Raw genomic sequence first — 18,185 nt, 5'->3', positions numbered from 1 at the left:
ATGAGCCAGGCGGCACAGAATCTCAACTGGTTGATCACCAACTTCGTGGACAACACCCCCGGGGTGTCCCACACCGTCGTCGTGTCCGCCGACGGTCTCCTCCTGGCGCTGTCGGAGGGCTTTCCGCGCGACCGCGCCGACCAGCTCGCGGCCGTCGCCTCCGGCCTGACGTCCCTGACGGCAGGCGCCTCCCGGATCTTCGAGGGCGGTGAGGTCGCGCAGACGGTCGTGGAGATGGAGCGGGGGTTCCTCTTCCTGATGTCCGTCTCGGACGGCTCGTCCCTCGCGGTACTCGCCCACCCCGAGTGCGACATCGGCCTCGTCGGCTACGAGATGGCGCTCCTGGTCGACCGCGCGGGCGCGGTCCTCACCCCCGACCTCAGGGCTGAGCTTCAAGGCAGTCTGCTCCACTGATCGGCCCCGGCACCACCCGTCTCACCACATCACCGTCCGGCCGCCACACACCCCACACAGGCCCCGTCAGACGGCTTGCTGACCGACTTGCTGTCCCGCCCGGAGGACCCATGACCCCGCCCACCGCCTCTCATGATCCGTACGCGGAGCCGTACGAGGACGAGGGCGACCAGCCGCTGGTCCGGCCGTACGCCATGACCGGCGGCCGGACCCGGCCGCGCTACCAGCTGGCGATCGAGGCACTGATCAGTACGACAGCGGACCCCGCCGCGCTCATGGGGCTGCTCCCCGAGCACCAGCGGATCTGCCACCTGTGCCGTGAGGTCAAGTCGGTGGCCGAGGTGTCGGCGCTGCTCAACATGCCGCTGGGCGTGGCCCGGATCCTGGTCGCGGACCTCGCCGAGGCCGGTCTCGTCGCGATCCACCAGCCGGGCGGCGACGACGCCACCGGCGCGCCGGACGTGACACTGCTCGAAAGGGTGCTCAGTGGACTTCGCAAGCTCTGACGCGGGACGGTCCACCACCTCCGCGAAGATAGTGGTGGCCGGCGGCTTCGGCGTCGGCAAGACCACGTTCGTGGGTGCCGTCTCGGAGATCAACCCGCTGCGCACCGAGGCCGTCATGACGTCCGCTTCGGCGGGTATCGACGACCTCACCCACACCGGGGACAAGACCACCACCACGGTGGCCATGGACTTCGGCCGTATCACCCTGGACCAGGACCTGATCCTGTACCTCTTCGGTACGCCCGGTCAGGACCGCTTCTGGTTCATGTGGGACGACCTGGTGCGCGGCGCCATCGGCGCGGTGGTGCTCGTGGACACCCGGCGCCTGGCCGACTGCTTCCCGGCCGTCGACTACTTCGAGAACAGCGGCCTGCCGTTCGTCGTCGCGCTGAACGGCTTCGACGGACAGCAGCCCTACCAGCCCGAAGAGGTGCGCGAGGCGCTGCAGATCGGACCCGACACCCCGATCATCACGACGGACGCCCGGCACCGGTCCGATGCGAAGAGTGCCCTGATCACGCTGGTCGAGCACGCGCTGATGGCACGGCTGAGGTAGCACCCAATTCAGGAGTGCCATACGGCAGTTGTCGTAGATACACCGGAGCCGACTGTGTCCTTTGACACGGTCGGCCAAGGTGTTCATAACGTTTCGGCAGAGGAATCGGGTGGTACGGCCACGCGTCGCGCACATCCGGTCTCGCTGCGCGCACAATCGCCCCGCCTTTTGGCGGGGCTCGCTCTTTATGACCGTTTTATCTGGGGCTTACATCACCGGGAATCCGCCCTCGGGACTGTTTGGAAGAGCGCAGGTCGTCGTGCTGGAATGCCTGAACTGCCCAATAGTCAATGACGCCCTCGTCCGTCGCTGGCGTCTTGGGCTCTGAACACTGCGGCACAACGTTGGTGCCGACCGCCGAGAGGTTGTTGGTCGAGTGAGGCGAAGCAAGAACAGTCCCGAGCCGTCGGCCCGGGGCAACTTCACCCCGCCGCCGCGCACAGCGGCGCCCGCCCCCGTGCCCGGTTCGGAACCGACGGCCGCGCCCGCCGAGAGCGGCGGCCGTTTCTCCCCGCGCAACTGGCGGGTGGCGACCAGGCTGAACGCGATCCTGCTCATACCCGTGGTGGTCGGCCTCGTCATGGGCGGCTTCCAGGTGAAGAGCTCGATCGACACCTGGCAGGAGGCCGAGGACGCGGAGAACACCGCGCGCCTGGTCCGCGCCTCGCTGCTCTACGCCAACGCCCTCTACAACGAGCGCGACATCACCGCCGCCCCGCTGCTGCAGGGCAAGGGCAAGGACGACAAGACCGTCGTCGACGCCCGCAATCTCACCGACCGGGCCGCCGACGAGTTCGACGCCGCGGCGCAGAACATGCCGGCCAAGCCCGGTCTGGAGCGCCGGCTGGACCTGTTCCGCAAGGCGGAGCCGAAGCTGGCCACCCTGCGCCAGCTCGCCTACACCTCCAAGCTCAAGGGCGTGCAGACCGAAGAGGGCTACGTCGAAGTCGCCCACCCGCTGACGGAGTTCGCCAACGAGCTCGGCCTCGGCACCGGCAACATCACCAGCTACGGCCGGACCGTGTACGCCATCGAACTGACCAAGGCGGCCTTGTCGCTCCAGCGGTCCATCGGCATGCACATCCTGGTCAAGCCGGGCCCCGACGACGGCAACCTCTCCAGCCAGCGCATCGCCCTGTCCTCGTACGCCTACCTCGAGCGCATCGCCGTGCAGGAGTACATCGGCGGTGGCACCGAGCAGGACGCGGCCAAGCTCAAGACGGCGGAAGCCAAGATCAAGGCCGACGGTGCCGCGATGGCCCAGGAGGCCAAGGCGAAGAACCCCGACTACGTGCCGCCGCCGGCCAACCCGACGACGATGATCTCGGCCGTGGCGACGCTGCCCAGCACGGACCCGAGCGCCCGTGCCGCGCTCGCCCAGAAGGGCATCACCGCCGAGAACTGGTGGGCGGTCAACACGCTCAAGTTCAACGCGTACGAAAAGATCGAGCAGGACATGGCCGACAAGGCCGTGAGCGAAGCGTCCGACATCGCCGACGACGCCCAGCGTGACGCCTACATCACCGGTGCCGCCGTCGTGGTCGCCCTGCTCCTGGCCTTCATCCTGGCCGGTGCGGTCGCCCGCCAGATGAGCCGCTCGATGCGCCAGCTGCGCAACGCCGCCTTCGGCATCGCCGAGCAGCGTCTGCCGATGCTGGTCGACCAGCTCTCCCGCACCGACCCGGGCCGGGTCGACACCCGTGTCGCGGCCATCCCGATCGCCACCACGGACGAGATCGGCGAGGTCGCCCGGGCCTTCGACCAGGTGCACCGCGAGGCGGTCCGGCTCGCCGCCGAGCAGGCCCTGCTGCGGGGCAACATCAACGCGATCTTCACCAACCTCTCGCGCCGCAACCAGTCCCTGATCGAGGGCCAGCTGACCCTGATCACCGACCTGGAGAACAACGAGGCCGACCCGGACCAGCTGGAGAACCTCTTCCGCCTGGACCACCTCGCGACCCGTATGCGCCGCAACGGCGAGAACCTCCTGGTCCTCGCCGGCGAGGAGCCCGGCCGCCGCTGGGACCAGCCGGTGCCGCTGGTCGACGTGCTGCGCGCCGCCTCCTCCGAGGTGGAGCAGTACGAGCGCATCGAGCTCTCCGGCGTCCCGGAGGCCGAGATCCACGGCCGCGCCGTGACCGACCTCGTGCACCTGCTCGCCGAGCTGCTGGAGAACGCGACGACGTTCTCCTCCCCGCAGACCAAGGTCCGCGTGACCGCCACCCGTCTGCCCGACGGCCGCGTCATGATCGAGATCCACGACAAGGGCATCGGCCTGACCGCCGAGGACTTCGCGGACATCAACCACAAGCTGGCCAACCCGCCGACCGTGGACGCCGCGATCTCGCAGCGCATGGGCCTGTTCGTGGTCGGCCGGCTGTCCGACCGGCACGGCATCCGCGTCCAGCTGCGCCCTTCGGGCGAGCAGGCCGGAACCACCTCGCTGGTCATGCTGCCCGACGCGATCACCCACGGTGGTGGCGGCGAGCAGCACGTGGACCGCGACGAGTTCACCGTCTCGCAGATCATCCCGGAGCAGAACTTCGGCGGGGGCGGCGAGAACTTCAACCAGCAGCCCATGCGCACGGCCGCGGAACTCGGCTTCGACGACAGCCGCTACTCCGACGTCCCCGACGACATACGGGAGCTGGACCCTGTCGGCCGCTCCCTGATGCGCGAGGAGCGCCGGGCGGCTCTGGAGGCCCAGTCGCACGAGCAGCCCGAACTGCCGGGGCAGAGCGGCCAGGAGCCCTCCCAGGCGACCGGCTACCGCGACGAGTACAACGGGCAGCAGGGCTACGAGGGCGGCCAGGCCTACGACACCGGCCAGACCGGCTACCCGGAGCAGCAGCCGTCCGCGTACGACCGCCAGGCGCCGTACGAGCAGCAGCAGCCGTCGTACGACGAGCAGCGGCACACGGCGTACGAGGAGCCGCAGCGGTCTGCTTACGGCGAGCAGTACTACGCGCCGAACGGCAACGCGCCGCAGAACGACACCTTCTCGCCGAACGGCGGCTACCCGGAGCCCTCCTATGCGGAGCCGGCCCAGGAGGAGCCCTCGGGGCAGGGTGCGGGCGGCGCGGGCGGTTTCGCCGCGTTCGAGCAGCGACGTCACCAGGACGACTGGCCGCAGCAGGACGGTTACCAGAACGGCTACCCGAGCCAGTACCCTTCTGGAGCCCCGGAAACGGAATCTGCGCAGGCCGCTGACGTAAGTGAGCAGGACCGCGTAGGCTTCGACCGTCCGGGATCGGGCCCCTCTGCCGCTCACACGATGACCGACGCCGGGCTTCCCCGCCGTGGGCCCGCCGCGAGCGGTGCGAACGGTACGGGTGGCGCACGGCACGTGAGCCAGGAGCCGCCGGCCTCCGCTCCGGAGAGCAACGGCGACGACTGGCGCTCGGCCAACGACGAGCGGTGGCAGCAGGCCTCGCAGCTCCGGAAGCCCAAGGCGGGCGGGGTCACCTCCTCCGGCCTGCCGAGGCGGGTACCCAAGGCGAACCTGATCGAGGGTGCCGCCGAAAGCACCCCCCAGGGAGGCCCACAGGTCTCCCGCGCCCCGGAGGACGTCCGGGGCAGGCTGAGCAACCTGCGTCGAGGCGTCCAGCGCGGACGCAGCGCAGGCAGTGAAACGAACGGCCAGGGCTTCGGTCCTGACAGCACCTACAACCAGGAGCGTTAGTGTGAGCCCGATGAGCCAGGCGGCACAGAACCTGAACTGGTTGATCACCAACTTCGTGGACAACACCCCGGGGGTGTCCCACACGGTGGTGGTCTCCGCCGACGGACTCCTTCTGGCGATGTCCGAAGGCTTCCCCCGCGACCGCGCCGACCAGCTCGCGGCCGTCGCCTCCGGTCTGACGTCTCTGACGGCAGGCGCCTCCCGGATCTTCGAGGGAGGCGCGGTGAACCAGACGGTTGTGGAGATGGAGCGGGGATTCCTCTTCATCATGTCCGTATCCGACGGTTCGTCGCTGGCCGTCCTCGCTCATCCCGAGGCGGACATCGGCCTCATCGGGTACGAGATGGCGCTGCTGGTGGACCGAGCCGGTACGGTCCTGACACCGGACCTTCGTGCAGAGCTCCAGGGGAGCCTGCTCAACTAGTAGACGGACGGTGCGTTTTGGCGTCCCGGGGCCGTAAGGTTTCGGGACGCGGCTCCACAGCGATGGGTGCCAGGCACAGTCGGAGGAGGAGAAAGTGGCAACACCCCCAGGCGGTTCGTCTTCGGGCAACTGGTCGTACGGCCCTGCCCAGGGCCAGGGCGACGGTGGTCAGAACCCGAACCGTTACAACTTCCCCTCCGCACCGAGCCACCGGCAGCCGTACGCGCCGCAGGGCCCCGGCCCGTCGCCGTACGACCAGCCGCCGGCCCCGCGTATCCAGCCCGTGCAGCCGCAGCGCCGCACCCCCGAGCCGGCGCCCGCCGGGGCGTCGAACAACCCCCTGGTGCGTCCGTACGCCATGACCGGCGGCCGGACCCGCCCGCGCTACCAGCTCGCCATCGAGGCGCTGGTGCACACCACTGCGCAGCCGCACCAGATGCAGGGCCAGTTGCCCGAGCATCAGCGGATCTGCAACCTCTGCCGGGAAATCAAGTCGGTCGCCGAGATCTCGGCGCTCCTCACGATCCCTCTCGGCGTGGCCAGGATCCTCGTCGCCGACTTGGCGGAGGCGGGACTGGTCGCCATCCATCAGCCCGGCGGCGACGAGAACGCCGGCGGCCAGCCAGACGTGACACTGCTCGAAAGGGTGCTCAGTGGACTTCGCAAGCTCTAGCGGAGGGCCTTCCCGCTCCACCACGTCCGCGAAGATCGTGGTGGCTGGCGGCTTCGGCGTGGGCAAGACCACGTTCGTGGGTGCCGTCTCGGAGATCAACCCGCTGCGCACCGAGGCCGTCATGACGTCCGCTTCGGCGGGTATCGACGACCTCACCCACACCGGGGACAAGACCACCACCACGGTGGCCATGGACTTCGGCCGTATCACCCTGGACCAGGACCTGATCCTGTACCTCTTCGGTACGCCGGGCCAGGACCGCTTCTGGTTCATGTGGGACGACCTGGTGCGCGGCGCCATCGGCGCGATCGTGCTGGTCGACACGAGGAGGCTCGCCGACTGCTTCCCCGCCGTCGACTACTTCGAGAACTCGGGTCTGCCGTTCGTCATCGCGCTCAACGGCTTCGACGGACAGCAGCCGTACACGCCGGACGAGGTGCGCGAGGCGCTGCAGATCGGGCCTGACACGCCGATCATCACGACGGACGCGCGGCATCGGGCCGATGCGAAGAGTGCTCTGATCACGCTGGTCGAGCACGCTCTGATGGCACGACTGCGTTAGTTCTTCTGCTGTGGGACAGCCCCTGGCGGCCTCTGGGCTGCCGGGGGCTGTTGTGTGCCGGGTGCGGGTGGTGTGTGGCTTGTCGCGCAGTTCCCCGCGCCCCTGAGGCATGCATTCCTGGGCGCTGCCAGAAAAGAGGCCCCTCCGTGAGGAGGGGCCTCTTTTCGAGCTGTGGGTCAGCGCCAGCTGTGCGGGGCCCTGAAGCCGGGCTCGCGTTCCAGGCGGCGCCAGCCTGCCTTGATGCGGCCGCGGTGGGTCGGGGTCGGGTCCGTGGGGCGGGCGGCGGCGCGGGCCAGGAGGATGGCCGTGATGGCGGCGACCTCCTCGGGCTCGGCGTGGCCCTTCTCGACGCGGATGTCAGGCGATTCCATGGGTGTCAGTCTCCGTGAGGAAGATGTCCGCCGGGTTACTGCGGCGGGTTGCCGTGCTTGCGGGACGGCAGGTCCGCGTGCTTGGTCTGGAGCATGGCGAGGGACTTGATCAGCACCTCGCGGGTCTCGGCGGGGTCGATGACGTCGTCGACCAGACCGCGTTCGGCCGCGTAGTAGGGGTGCATCAGCTCGGACTTGTACTCCTTGACCATGCGGGCCCGCATGGCCTCGGGGTCCTCGGCCTCGGCGATCTGGCGGCGGAAGATGACGTTGGCGGCGCCCTCGGCGCCCATGACGGCGATCTCGTTCGTGGGCCAGGCGTAGGTGAGGTCGGCACCGATGGACTGGCTGTCCATGACGATGTACGCACCTCCGTAGGCCTTGCGCAGGATCAGCGAGATCCTCGGCACGGTCGCGTTGCAGTAGGCGTAGAGGAGCTTCGCGCCGTGGCGGATGATGCCACCGTGCTCCTGGTCGACGCCCGGGAGGAAGCCGGGGACGTCCAGAAGAGTGATGATCGGGATGTTGAACGCGTCGCACATCTGAACGAAGCGGGCCGCCTTCTCGGAGGCCTCGATGTCCAGCACGCCCGCCAGGGCCTGGGGCTGGTTGGCCACGATGCCGACGACCTGGCCGTCCATCCGGCCCAGCGCGCAGATGATGTTGCGGGCCCAGCGCTCGTGGACCTCCAGGTAGTCGCCGTCGTCGACGATCTCCTCGATGACCTTGGCCATGTCGTACGGCCGGTTGCCGTCCGCCGGGACCAGGTCCAGGAGGACGTCCGAGCGGCGGTCGGCCGCGTCCGAGGACTCCGAGCGGGGCGGGTTCTCGCGGTTGTTCTGCGGGAGCAGGGAGAGCAGGTAGCGGACCTCGGCGATGCAGGTCTCTTCGTCGTCGTAGGCGAAGTGGCACACACCGGAGGTCTCGGCGTGGACGTCGGCGCCGCCCAGGCCGTTCTGCGTGATCTCCTCGCCCGTGACCGCCTTGACGACGTCGGGGCCGGTGATGAACATCTGCGAGGTCTCGCGGACCATGAACACGAAGTCGGTGAGGGCGGGGCTGTAGGCCGCACCGCCGGCGCACGGGCCGAGCATCACCGAGATCTGCGGGATCACGCCCGAGGCCTTGGTGTTGCGCTGGAAGATGCCGCCGTAGCCGGCGAGGGCGGAGACACCCTCCTGGATCCGGGCGCCGGCGCCGTCGTTCAGCGAGACCAGCGGGGCACCGGCCGCGATGGCCATGTCCATGATCTTGTGGATCTTCGTGGCGTGGGCCTCGCCCAGGGCGCCGCCGAAGATGCGGAAGTCGTGCGCGTAGACGAAGACCGTGCGGCCCTCCACCGTGCCCCAGCCGGTGATCACACCGTCGCTGTAGGGCTTCTTGGCCTCCAGGCCGAAGCCCGTGGCCCGGTGCCGGCGCAGCTGCTCGACCTCCCGGAAGGACTCCGGGTCCAGGAGGAGTTCGATCCGCTCCCGCGCGGTCAGCTTGCCCTTGGCGTGCTGCGCCGCGGTCGCCTTCTCGCTCGGTCCGGCCACCGCCTGCGCACGGATCTCGTGCAGTTCGGCCACGCGTCCGCGCGCGTCGGTCGGCTCACCCGGCGCCTCATCCAAAACGGTCATGTAGCGACCTTACGAAGTCAACCGCGGAATGCGGGCCGTCGACTCCTCACAGTCTCCGGCGTGTTTTCCTGGTACCCCTGAACAGAACCCGGACGGGGTTGACCCTTTCTGACTGCTCAGGGGGCGTGTCGCTTGTAGGGGTCGCACAAAGCGGTCAGGCGAGGGTCACCTCGCAGAGATGTGTGGCGCATGCCGCCCCCGGAGTGACGCGCAGGCGCAGGCCGCGGCCGGCGGACAGCACCTCGACCGTCTCGTCCACGCGGCCGACCCGCCGGACCGGGCGGTCCCAGGCGATCTCCAGGGGCTCGCCGGTGCGGGGCGGTTCGCTCACGCAGAGGGTAGCGGTGCGGCCCCGGACCACGGTCAGCACGCTCGCGGCGGCGGAGGCGGTGAGGGGGCCCGCCGTGCCGGCCCGCCAGAAGTTCCCGGCCGTGCAGCCGAGTGAGGGCACGGTGACGGCCTGGCGGCCGGCGTCGTTGGCGAGCACCGACATCCAGCGGCGGTCGGCGGCCCGGCGGGCGACCGCCCGGCGGGACGCCCCGGGCATCAGGACGTAGGCGTACGTGGCGTCCTCGGGGTCGGTGCCGTGGTCGAGCCACAGGGTCTGCCAGCGGCGCGTGCGCCGCTCCCGCGTGCCGCCGGTGTTGATGTCGGACCAGGCGCCGGTGCGGTCCTCGCGCAGCGCCTTCGGCTCGCGGCCGAACAGGAGCCAGCCGCCGTGGTCCTCCAGGTGGGCCCAGTGGGGGCCCTTGACGAAGCGCGGGGTGCAGGACGCGCCGAGATTGCGGTTGTCGACGATCGTCTCGACCGGGACGCCGTCGGAGCAGGTGATCCCGGCACCGAGGCAGATCACCGCGTCCTCGACACAGAACCAGGACTTGCGGGCCTGAAGGGTGGAGCCGAGGCCCTTGAGGTGCTGGCCGAGGGCCGCGTACCTGCCGTCGGTGGTGCCGCCCACCCAGTGCGCGTCCGGGCGGGCCGTGCCCCATTCGCCGCCTTCGCGGTCGGCGAGCCGTCGGGTGGAGACGGTGGTGCCGGGCAGCCGGTACCAGTCGACGGTCGGCCAGAACCAGTCCGTGTACTGGTCGCTCGTGCCGGGCCACCAGCTGACCATGCCCGCGCCGGTGTGCCAGCCGCGGGGGTTCTCGCCGTTGCCGCACTCGTAGTGGGCGATGCGGTCGCTGGCCATGGCGATGTTCACGGTGAAGCCGGGGCCGCGGTGGACGGCACGGTCCATGGCGGGGAAGAGATGGTGCCCGGCGGGTTCGGGCGCGGCCGGGGCGGGTGAGGCGGCGACGGTGTGCAGCCGGGCCAGGTCGGCGACGCCGAACTGGGGTGCCGTCAGGATCGGGCTCACGGTGTCCCGTTCGATCCAGCCCTTGATGCGGGCGTGCCAGCGGTCCCGTTCCGCGGGGCTCGCTCCGGCCGCGAGGAGGGCGATGGCGGCGATGAGCTGGTGGCCGTGGTAGTGGTCGCTGCGAAGGATCTCGCGGTCGTCGGCGGTGAGGTGACCGCGGCTGATGGCCCGGCCGTTGACGCTGTCCATGACCAGTCCGTCGTGGACGAGCGGCACATAGGACCGCTCGACGCTGTCGAGGACGATCTGCCGGTTCGGGTCGGTGACCTCCCATGCGGATCCGGCGAGCAGGGCGAAGAGCCGGCCGAGGCCGTCGAGCATGACCTGGCCGTAGGTGCCCGAGTAGGCGACCCAGGTGTGCTGGACGAAGGAGCCGTCGGCGTAGAGGCCGTCGCCCCGGGTGACGTACGGGAAGACCGGGGAGAGCGCGTCCCGGGCGAGGGCGATCTTGGCGGGGTCTCGGCCGAGGACGCCGCGCAGGGCCACGGAGCGGCACAGGTCGACGCGGTTGGCGCCGGTGGAGGTGCCGCTGTAGTCGCCGAGGACCGAGTCGGGGACGAAGTGGTCGACGGCGGCACAGGCCGCACGGACGCGGGCCTCCCCCAGCTGTTCGTACAGGGCGGCCGTGATGTCGGTGAGCAGGCGAGGGCTGCCGATCTGCCACTCCCACCAGTTGCCGTAGGGGGTGGTGGAGGGGTGGTAGACGGTGGCGGAGAGGTGGTCGAGGCCGCGCAGGATGCCGGCGAGGAGGGCGGGGTCGGCGGTGGAGCCGGTGCCCTGCTGGACGTAGGCCCGCGTCATGGTCCACAGGCGGGCGTAGCCGAGGGTGATGCCGGCCGGTGGGTCGAAGGGATGGCCGGGCCAGAGGGAGTTCGCCGTCGGCGCCATGCTCGCGTGCAGGTCGCGGGCGAGTGCGCCGGTCTCGGCGAGCCGGGCGGCGTAGGGGTCGGCGGTCGGGTCGTAGCCGGTGCCGAGGGAGATGCCGAGCCAGCGGCGGCGGAGGGTGTCGTACGGGTCACCGGGCTCGTCGGCGGTCCGGCGACAGGGCGCCGCGCCGCCGGTCGCCGCGAGGGCCGCGGCTGCGAGCAGCAGGGCGCGGCGGCCGGGCCTGAGCAGGGCGGCGGCCCCGGCGGTGCGGCGAGGGAAGACGCGACGCTGGGGAGTCATGCCCATGCCCTACCACGGCGAGACGGTCACCTGAACGGTGGATCAGGCCGGAGTGACCGGAACGGGGGAACGGTCGTACGGGGGGGGCGGCCGCCGAGGCCCGGCGGACGCGCCTGCTCAGCCGAAGCGATGGAGCAGGCGGCGGTACAGGCCCGGTGCCAGGCCTCGGACCCGGCCCGGGAGGGTCAGCCAGGTGGGGACGTAGGCCTCGTCGCGGTTCTGCCGGACGGCCTCCCAGATCGTGCCGGCCACGCAGCCCGGCGAGAGGAGGCCGCTGCGGGTGCCGTGGTCGGGCCTGCCGCGGCGGATGTGGAAGGCCGTGTCGACGGCTCCGGGCACGACGAGGGTGACGCCCACGCCCGTGCCGCGCAGCTCTTGGCGCAGGGCCTCGGCGAAGGCGGCGAGGCCTGCCTTGGCGGCGGAGTACACCGCCTCTTCCCGCAGGCCCACGCAGCCCGCGACCGAGCCGAGCAGCACCACGCGGCCCCGTCCGGCGGCGATCATGGAGGGCAGCACCTCACGCACGAGGTGCAGCGTGGCGTTCAGGTCGAGGGTCAGCACCCGGTCGATGTCGGTGTGCGGCATGGCGGTGAAGGGGCCGGTCCAGCCCATGCCCGCCCCGGCGACCAGGACGTCGATGCGGCCGGTGGTGTGCAGCGCGGACTGGGCCAGCAGGCGTGGGCCGTCCGGGGCGGCGAGGTCGGCGGGCAGTACGACGGCCGAGGTTCCGGACGCCGTCTGCTCCAGGCGGCGCCGGTCGCGTCCGCTGAGGAGCAGCTGCCAGCCGTCCATCGCGAAACGCCGTGCCGTGGCCGCGCCGATGCCGGAGGAGGCGCCGGTGACCAGGGCCACGCGCCGGTCCAGGCGTCGCGGTGGACCGTACTGGTGCACGCGGGCCGGGGCGGGGGCCGTGGAGCGGCGCGGGGCGGGATCCGCCGGTGGGTCGTAGGCCGAGCCGGAGCCGGTGAGTGTCACGAGTCGCTCTCCCCTGCGCTGGGCGTCCGCCGTGGTCTCGTCTGTCTCCATGCGCTCCCTTGACACGGAACCCCGTCTCGCGGAGCGCCGCCACCGCACCGGGCACCGGCCGGGGGTGGCCGCTCCGGCCGCGATGGGTCCGCGACCCCTGGTCCGACCGGCGTGGGGCCGCCGTGCACCGCGTCCGGCGGTGACGCCCCGAGGGGCCGTGGATTGCGCCAAGCGGTGGAACGAGAAGGGGTGGCGGGCGCGAGACGGAGAAACCCCTCCCGAAGATGTTGAACATTGAACGGAATAGGTCTACGGTGGGTCGCGTTGGAGTAGTTAAACGTTCAACTTCACCTACGGGAGGCGTACACCATGAGCATCTTCAGCCGCACCGACAACCGGACCGCCGCCACCGACGCCGCAGTGAACCCCGAGCCGGCCGCCCTGACCGGCGACTACACGATCGACCCCGCACACTCGACGATCGGCTTCACCGCCCGGCACGCCATGGTCACGAACGTCAAGGGCAGCTTCCAGGACTTCACCGGCACGCTGCACCTCGACGGCACCGATCCGTCGCGCTCGACGGCCTCCCTCGACGTCGTGATGGACAGCATCGACACCGGCAACGCCGACCGGGACGGCCACCTCAAGAGCGCGGACTTCTTCAAGACGGACGAGTTCCCGAACATGACCTTCCGCTCCACCGGCGTCGAGGCCCTGGGCGGTGACGACTACCGGATCACCGGCGACCTGACGATCCTCGGCACCACCCGCCCGCTCGCCATCGACCTCGAGTTCAACGGCGCCGCCAAGGACCCCTTCGGCAACGAGCGCGTCGGCTTCGAGGGCAAGGCGCAGATCCTGCGCTCCGAGTGGGGTCTGACCTGGAACGCCGCACTGGAGACCGGCGGCGTCCTGGTCTCCGACAAGATCAAGCTGAACTTCGACATCTCGGCCATCAGGAACGCGTGAACCCTGGGGGACCGGCCCGGTGATTCATCGCCGGGCCGGTCTGGCCGGTTCCCGCCCCTTGTGCGGAGACTGTCGGCGTTCTCATAATCCAGCAGCAATATTTTGACCAGTCCATGCCAGCACATGGACGTTCTTTTTGCCTTGCTGCTGTCATGCGCTCGTCAATCTGATGCTCCGGTTGCACCTCCCCAGTCAACCCCCCACGGAAGGCATCACGTTGAAGAGACTCCTCACGGCCCTCAAGAGATGCGCGGTCCTCGGCGCCGCCGCGCTCGCGATCGCCAGCCTCCAGCCCGTCTCCGCCGCCCAGGCAGCCCCGTCGCCCGTCGTCGGCGGGACCCGGGCCGCGCAGGGCGAGTTCCCGTTCATGGTCCGGCTCTCCATGGGCTGCGGCGGCGCGCTCTACACCCAGCAGATCGTGCTCACCGCCGCGCACTGCGTGGGCAGTTCCGGCAACAACACCGGCATCACCGCCACCGCGGGGGTCGTCGACCTGCAGTCCAGCAGCGGCCGGGTCCAGGTCCGGTCCACCAAGGTGCTTCGCGCCCCCGGCTACAACGGCACCGGCAAGGACTGGGCGCTCATCAAGCTCGCCCAGCCCATCAACCTGCCGACCCTGAAGATCGCCACCACGACGCAGTACAACACCGGTGACTTCACCGTCGCCGGATGGGGCGCCAACCGGGAAGGCGGCTCCCAGCAGCGCTACCTCCTCAAGGCGACCGTGCCGTTCGTCAGCGACGCCGCGTGCAAGGCCTACGGCGGCCTCTACAGCGGTCTCGTCGCGAACGAGGAGATCTGCGCCGGCTTCGACGCGGGCGGTGTCGACACCTGCCAGGGCGACTCCGGCGGCCCGATGTTCCGCAAGGACAACGCCGGCAACTTCATCCAGGTCGGCATCGTGAGCTGGGGCGAGGGCTGCGCCCGGCCCGAGGCTCCCGGCGTCTACACGGAGGTCTCCACCTTCGCCTCGGCCATCGCCTCGGCGGCGTCGACCCTCTGACACGCGGCTGACCTGGGCCCGGCGCCGGAGGGTGCCGGGCCCGTTCGGCTGTGGGCCAGGACGGAGCGGACCGAGCCGGGGCTTCCCGCTCCAGCGCCGCCTTTTGACCCTCTGGCACCTCGGCCTCCTTCTGCTACGCGTACGCCGCCCCCACCGGCCGTCCGGCGGTCGTCATCGTCCATCGGCGGGGGCGGCCGGAGGGACACGACACTGACCGTCGCACGGGCGGAGCCTCGGGAAAACCGGTGGATCCGACCCCGCCGGCCCGGCTAGCCTGCCGCCCATGTCCAGCCCCGAGGCGTCCAGAGTGCGGCCACCGGCTCTCCGGTGGCTGTTCGTGACGCCGATGCCGGGCCGCTGAGGCCGCCCGCTCCGCTCCGCTGCCGGTTTGCCGTCCGACCTGTCGTGTCCGACGTCGACCTCCGGTGCGGAGTTCTTTCATGCCGTTCGCTCTTCTTCTGCTGGGCCTTGCCGTGTTCGCGCAAGGCACGTCCGAGTTCATGCTGTCCGGGCTGGTGCCGGACCTCGCGCGGGACCTGGGGGTGTCCGTCGCCACGGCCGGCACGCTGACCTCGGCCTTCGCGGCCGGGATGGTGGTGGGGGCGCCCCTCGTGGCGGGACTCGCGCGGCGCTGGCCGCGGCGGGGCGCCCTGCTGGCGTTCCTCGTCGTCTTCCTCGCCGTCCATGTCGCCGGTGCGCTCACCGGCAGCTTCGCCGTCCTGTTCGCCACCCGGGTGGTGGGGGCGCTCGCCAACGCCGGTTTCCTGTCGGTCGCCCTGGTCGCCGCCGTGGGCATGGTGCCGTCCGACGCGAAGGGGCGGGCGGCGTCCACGCTGCTGGGCGGAGTGACACTGGCGTGTGTCGCCGGGGTCCCGGCCGGGGCCGTGCTCGGCGAACTGTGGGGCTGGCGCGCCGCGTTCTGGGCCGTGGCGCTGCTGTCGCTGCCCGCGCTGTTCGCGGTGGCACGGTCCGTGCCGGGCGGTGCGGCCGAGGGCGAGCCGCCCGCGCTGCGCCGTGAACTGCGCTCGCTGCGCGACGGCCGGCTGCTCTTCACCCTGCTGCTGGGCGCCCTGGTGAACGGCTCGACGTTCTGCACGTTCACCTATCTCGCGCCGCTGGTCACCGAGGTGACGGGGCTGGGCAGCGCCTGGGTTCCCGGAGTCCTGGCCCTGTTCGGGGCCGGGGCGTTCCTCGGGGTGACCGCCGCGGGGCGTTTCGCCGACCGGCGTCCCGTGCCGGTCCTCCTCGGCGGGGGCCTGGCGCTGGGAGCGGGTTGGTGCGCCCTGGCCCTCGGGGCCGGGCACCCGGCCCTGGCCCTCCCGCTCGTCCTCGCGCAGGGCGCCCTGTCCTTCGGCGTCGGCTCCACACTGATCTCCCGGGCGCTGTACGCGGCGCAGGGCGCGCCGACCCTGGCCGGCGGTTTCGCGACGGCGGCGTTCAACGTGGGTGCGGCGCTCGGCCCTTGGGCCGGAGGGGTGGTGATCGACGCGGGGCTCGGGTACCGGGCACCGGTGTGGGTCAGCGCGGGTGTGGTGGGGCTGGCGTTCACGGTCGCCGGGGTGGCGGGGCGGACGCGGGAGCGGGCCGCGGGGCACCAGACGCCGCTACGACGCTGAGCTCGCGGGCCCATCCTGCCTTCACCGGCCCACGGGCCCCGCAGATCAGGCCCTCGCCAGGCGCCCCACCTGCCGTGCAGACAGGGCCCTGGTCAGGCGCCCCAGCCGCCGTGCAGATCGGGCCCTGGTCAGAACCCGCCCCCGAAGTCCCCTCCTCCGCCGAAGTCCCCGCCTCCGAAGCCCCCTCCGAAGTCGCCGGCGTCGAAGTCCGCGCCGGAGACGTCGCCGCCCTCGTAGCCGCCGAAGTCGCCGTAGCCGGAGCCGTAGTCGGCCGCGTAGGCGGGGCCGGCCATCATGCTGCCGAGCATGGTGCCGACGAGGAGGCCGGGCAGCAGGCCGCCGCCGAAGTAGCCACCGGCCCAGGGGCCGTACGCCGGGCCGGCCTCCCAGTAGGGGCGGCGGCCGTGGTCGGTGTCGACCTCGCGGATCGCCGGGTCACGGCCCTCGGCCAGACGCCTGTCGTCGGCCGCGCAGACGGGGACCTCGCGGGCGGCTCCGGCCGGTGGCGTCCAGGTGGCATCGGCGACGGACGGGCCGTGGCGCGGGTCGAAGAAGCAGGGCGGGCGGCGCTCCGGCAGGGCCCCGCCCTCGCGGCGGGCCGCGAGCCGGGCCAGGGAGAACCGGCCGTCCTCCACGGCCTGGGTGACGGCCCGGACGTCCTCCGGTTTCGCCGCGGCCGCCATCAGGGACTTGGCCTGCTCGTAGGAGTCCAGGGCACGCTCGTAGTCGGTGCGCATCGCGTCGTCCGCCCCCGGCTCCCCGGGATGGAAGTCGAGCCGGTCGAGCTCCTCGCCGAACGCGGTGATGTCCTCGTCGACGACCACCCGCAGCTTCTCCAGCGCGGCCCGCTGCTCCTCCTCGCGGCGGCGCCGGTTGCGGCGGGCCACGGCGTAGACGCCGGCGCCGCCGGCCGCCACCAGGGCGCCGATGGTGATCAGGCCGCCGACCGGCACGTCCGTGCCCGAGCCGTCGCTCCAGCTGCTCGGCGCCGAACCGCCCACGTTGCGCAGGGCGTCGTCGACGAAGTCGTTCAGCTGGGCCTTGGTGTCCCCCGCGTCCTGCACCGCCGTGACCAGGTTGGACACCGCCGTCCTGCTCATCACGGAGCTGTCGGCCCGGGCGTCGAACCGGTCGCCGAGACGGATGCCGTACAGGCCGGTGATGCCGGTCTCCGTGCGGAGGTTCCGGAAGAGGTCCTGCGTGGGGTAGCCGGCCGGGAGGACCGCCACGAAGACGGGCTTGCCGGCGTCCTTGATCTTGTCGGCGAGCGCCTCGGCGTCCGACGCCGCGAGCTGCCCGGAGGCGGCCGGGTCGACGTAGACGGGACTCTCGCGCAGTGCCCGGGCGACCTGGGAGACGTCGGTTGCGGCGTGCGCGCCCGGCGCACCGGCCAGCAGCACCGCCAGCACGGCGGCGAACGGCACGATCAGCAGACGTACGACGGTACGCACCAGTGCGGCCCTCATATGTTCGAAAGTACCTGAAACGGCGCAGAAAGGGTTATCCGTCGAGGCGGGGATTTGCCGGCGCGGCTGCGCCTAGGATGCCCCTGGCCATCCAGGAGGGCGGGAGCGGAGCATGTTCGGACGACGCAGGGCTGCGGACATGACGGTGTCCGAACTGACCGAGCTCGACCGGTCGCGGACGCGCGCCGACCTGCTGTGGGAGCTGTTCCGGCATGCCGAGGCGGAGGTGACGTCGGCGATCGGCTGGTATCTGTCCCGCCGCCGGGTGCCGTCGCTGTGGTCGCGTTCGCTGCGGGCGCTCGCCACGCTGCTGGGCATCGTCGGCACGATCACGCCGCTGGTGCACGCGGCCTCGCCCACGACCGTGCAGCCCGAGTGGGGGTTCGTGTTCCTGGCCGGCGGCGCGGGCTGTGTGCTCTTCGACCGGATCTTCGGGTTCTCGGCGTCCTGGACCCGCTACATCCGCGCGGAGATGGCGCTGCAGCAGATCCTGAAGAAGGCGCAGTCCGACTGGGCGCAGGCGTTCCTGAGGACCACCGACTCCCCCAGCGACAAGGAGCAGGCCACCCTGCTCGGGGTGATCGAGCGGCTGCGGACCGACGCGCAGCGGATCATCGAGGACGAGGGCGCGGCGTGGGTCGGCTATCTGGCCGACGGCGTCGAGGAGCTGACCCGCTCCACCAGCACCGCCACCGGCCAGCGCGCCCACACCGCGGGCCTCTTCCGTCTCGACCGGACCCCGGGCCGTGACCGCGGCGGCGACGTCCCGGGGCCGCGGTCCCGGGACACGGCGATCTGACACGCGCCCCGGGCCACCCGGCCCGCGGGGGC

The 18,185-nt window shown here is 71.4% G+C and carries 16 protein-coding genes; 11 read left to right on the top strand and 5 right to left on the bottom strand.

Features of this window, described 5'->3' with window-relative positions; translation table 11 throughout:
• From AB0B29_RS30735 to AB0B29_RS30705, 7 genes are all read left to right on the top strand, one after another.
• The gene (locus AB0B29_RS30735) at nucleotides 1–414 is read left to right on the top strand and encodes a roadblock/LC7 domain-containing protein (RefSeq protein ID WP_031138073.1); all 414 of its coding nucleotides are present in this window, start codon (nucleotides 1–3) and stop codon (nucleotides 412–414) included.
• A gap of 110 nt (nucleotides 415–524) precedes the next feature.
• Complete coding sequence (locus AB0B29_RS30730; protein WP_030851927.1) at nucleotides 525–920, top strand: DUF742 domain-containing protein; 396 nt, start codon at nucleotides 525–527, stop codon at nucleotides 918–920.
• Nucleotides 901–1,476, top strand: coding sequence for a GTP-binding protein (locus AB0B29_RS30725; RefSeq protein ID WP_097220936.1), 576 nt, complete (start codon nucleotides 901–903; stop codon nucleotides 1,474–1,476). The genes AB0B29_RS30730 and AB0B29_RS30725 overlap by 20 nt, the downstream gene beginning before the upstream one ends.
• A gap of 376 nt (nucleotides 1,477–1,852) precedes the next feature.
• Nucleotides 1,853–5,158 (top strand): sensor histidine kinase, encoded by a 3,306-nt coding sequence (locus AB0B29_RS30720; protein WP_362244832.1) that lies wholly within the window; start codon nucleotides 1,853–1,855, stop codon nucleotides 5,156–5,158.
• A 10-nt stretch (nucleotides 5,159–5,168) separates the two neighbouring features.
• Nucleotides 5,169–5,582 carry a roadblock/LC7 domain-containing protein gene (locus AB0B29_RS30715; RefSeq protein WP_003993185.1) on the top strand — a complete coding sequence of 138 codons (414 nt, stop codon included), beginning with the start codon at nucleotides 5,169–5,171 and terminating at the stop codon, nucleotides 5,580–5,582.
• 94 nt (nucleotides 5,583–5,676) lie between these two features.
• Nucleotides 5,677–6,255, top strand: a complete 579-nt coding sequence (locus tag AB0B29_RS30710; protein WP_029181511.1) for a DUF742 domain-containing protein — start codon at nucleotides 5,677–5,679, stop codon at nucleotides 6,253–6,255.
• Entirely contained in the window at nucleotides 6,236–6,817 is a 582-nt protein-coding gene (locus tag AB0B29_RS30705; protein ID WP_014675207.1) for a GTP-binding protein, read from the top strand. Before AB0B29_RS30710 ends, AB0B29_RS30705 begins: the two co-directional genes overlap by 20 nt.
• 176 nt (nucleotides 6,818–6,993) lie before the next feature.
• Here AB0B29_RS30705 and AB0B29_RS30700 read toward each other — a convergent pair whose 3' ends face one another.
• The 4 genes from AB0B29_RS30700 to AB0B29_RS30685 all read right to left on the bottom strand — a co-directional run bounded on the left by AB0B29_RS30700 (nucleotide 6,994) and on the right by AB0B29_RS30685 (nucleotide 12,306).
• Nucleotides 6,994–7,188, bottom strand: coding sequence for an acyl-CoA carboxylase subunit epsilon (locus tag AB0B29_RS30700; protein ID WP_361923784.1), 195 nt, complete (start codon nucleotides 7,186–7,188; stop codon nucleotides 6,994–6,996).
• 35 nt (nucleotides 7,189–7,223) lie between these two features.
• Complete coding sequence (locus AB0B29_RS30695) at nucleotides 7,224–8,807, bottom strand: acyl-CoA carboxylase subunit beta (protein WP_352096863.1); 1,584 nt, start codon at nucleotides 8,805–8,807, stop codon at nucleotides 7,224–7,226.
• Between the two features lie 154 nt (nucleotides 8,808–8,961).
• On the bottom strand, nucleotides 8,962–11,331 hold the full coding sequence (locus AB0B29_RS30690; RefSeq protein WP_362244830.1) for a polysaccharide lyase 8 family protein: 2,370 nt from the start codon (nucleotides 11,329–11,331) through the stop codon (nucleotides 8,962–8,964).
• A gap of 117 nt (nucleotides 11,332–11,448) precedes the next feature.
• Nucleotides 11,449–12,306 carry an SDR family NAD(P)-dependent oxidoreductase gene (locus tag AB0B29_RS30685; protein WP_362244951.1) on the bottom strand — a complete coding sequence of 286 codons (858 nt, stop codon included), beginning with the start codon at nucleotides 12,304–12,306 and terminating at the stop codon, nucleotides 11,449–11,451.
• Between the two features lie 360 nt (nucleotides 12,307–12,666).
• Here AB0B29_RS30685 and AB0B29_RS30680 point away from each other — a divergent pair, with 360 nt between their 5' ends.
• From AB0B29_RS30680 to AB0B29_RS30670, 3 genes are all read left to right on the top strand, one after another.
• Nucleotides 12,667–13,269 (top strand): YceI family protein, encoded by a 603-nt coding sequence (locus AB0B29_RS30680; RefSeq protein ID WP_362244828.1) that lies wholly within the window; start codon nucleotides 12,667–12,669, stop codon nucleotides 13,267–13,269.
• A gap of 217 nt (nucleotides 13,270–13,486) precedes the next feature.
• Nucleotides 13,487–14,272: a S1 family peptidase gene (locus AB0B29_RS30675; RefSeq protein WP_362244826.1), complete on the top strand. Its 786-nt coding sequence runs from the start codon at nucleotides 13,487–13,489 to the stop codon at nucleotides 14,270–14,272.
• Nucleotides 14,273–14,712: 440 nt separating this feature from the next.
• Nucleotides 14,713–15,888 (top strand): Cmx/CmrA family chloramphenicol efflux MFS transporter, encoded by a 1,176-nt coding sequence (locus tag AB0B29_RS30670; RefSeq protein WP_362244824.1) that lies wholly within the window; start codon nucleotides 14,713–14,715, stop codon nucleotides 15,886–15,888.
• 128 nt (nucleotides 15,889–16,016) lie between these two features.
• On the opposite strand, the gene AB0B29_RS30665 is transcribed toward AB0B29_RS30670, so the two are convergent.
• Nucleotides 16,017–17,354: a hypothetical protein gene (locus AB0B29_RS30665; RefSeq protein WP_362244822.1), complete on the bottom strand. Its 1,338-nt coding sequence runs from the start codon at nucleotides 17,352–17,354 to the stop codon at nucleotides 16,017–16,019.
• A gap of 112 nt (nucleotides 17,355–17,466) precedes the next feature.
• Here AB0B29_RS30665 and AB0B29_RS30660 point away from each other — a divergent pair, with 112 nt between their 5' ends.
• Nucleotides 17,467–18,153 (top strand): SLATT domain-containing protein, encoded by a 687-nt coding sequence (locus AB0B29_RS30660; RefSeq protein ID WP_362244820.1) that lies wholly within the window; start codon nucleotides 17,467–17,469, stop codon nucleotides 18,151–18,153.
• Nucleotides 18,154–18,185 lie beyond the last annotated feature (32 nt).

The organism is Streptomyces tibetensis (genome assembly GCF_040647715.1).
GTDB classification, from domain to species: domain Bacteria; phylum Actinomycetota; class Actinomycetes; order Streptomycetales; family Streptomycetaceae; genus Streptomyces; species Streptomyces tibetensis_A.
This window is presented reverse-complemented; position numbering and strand designations above follow the sequence as displayed.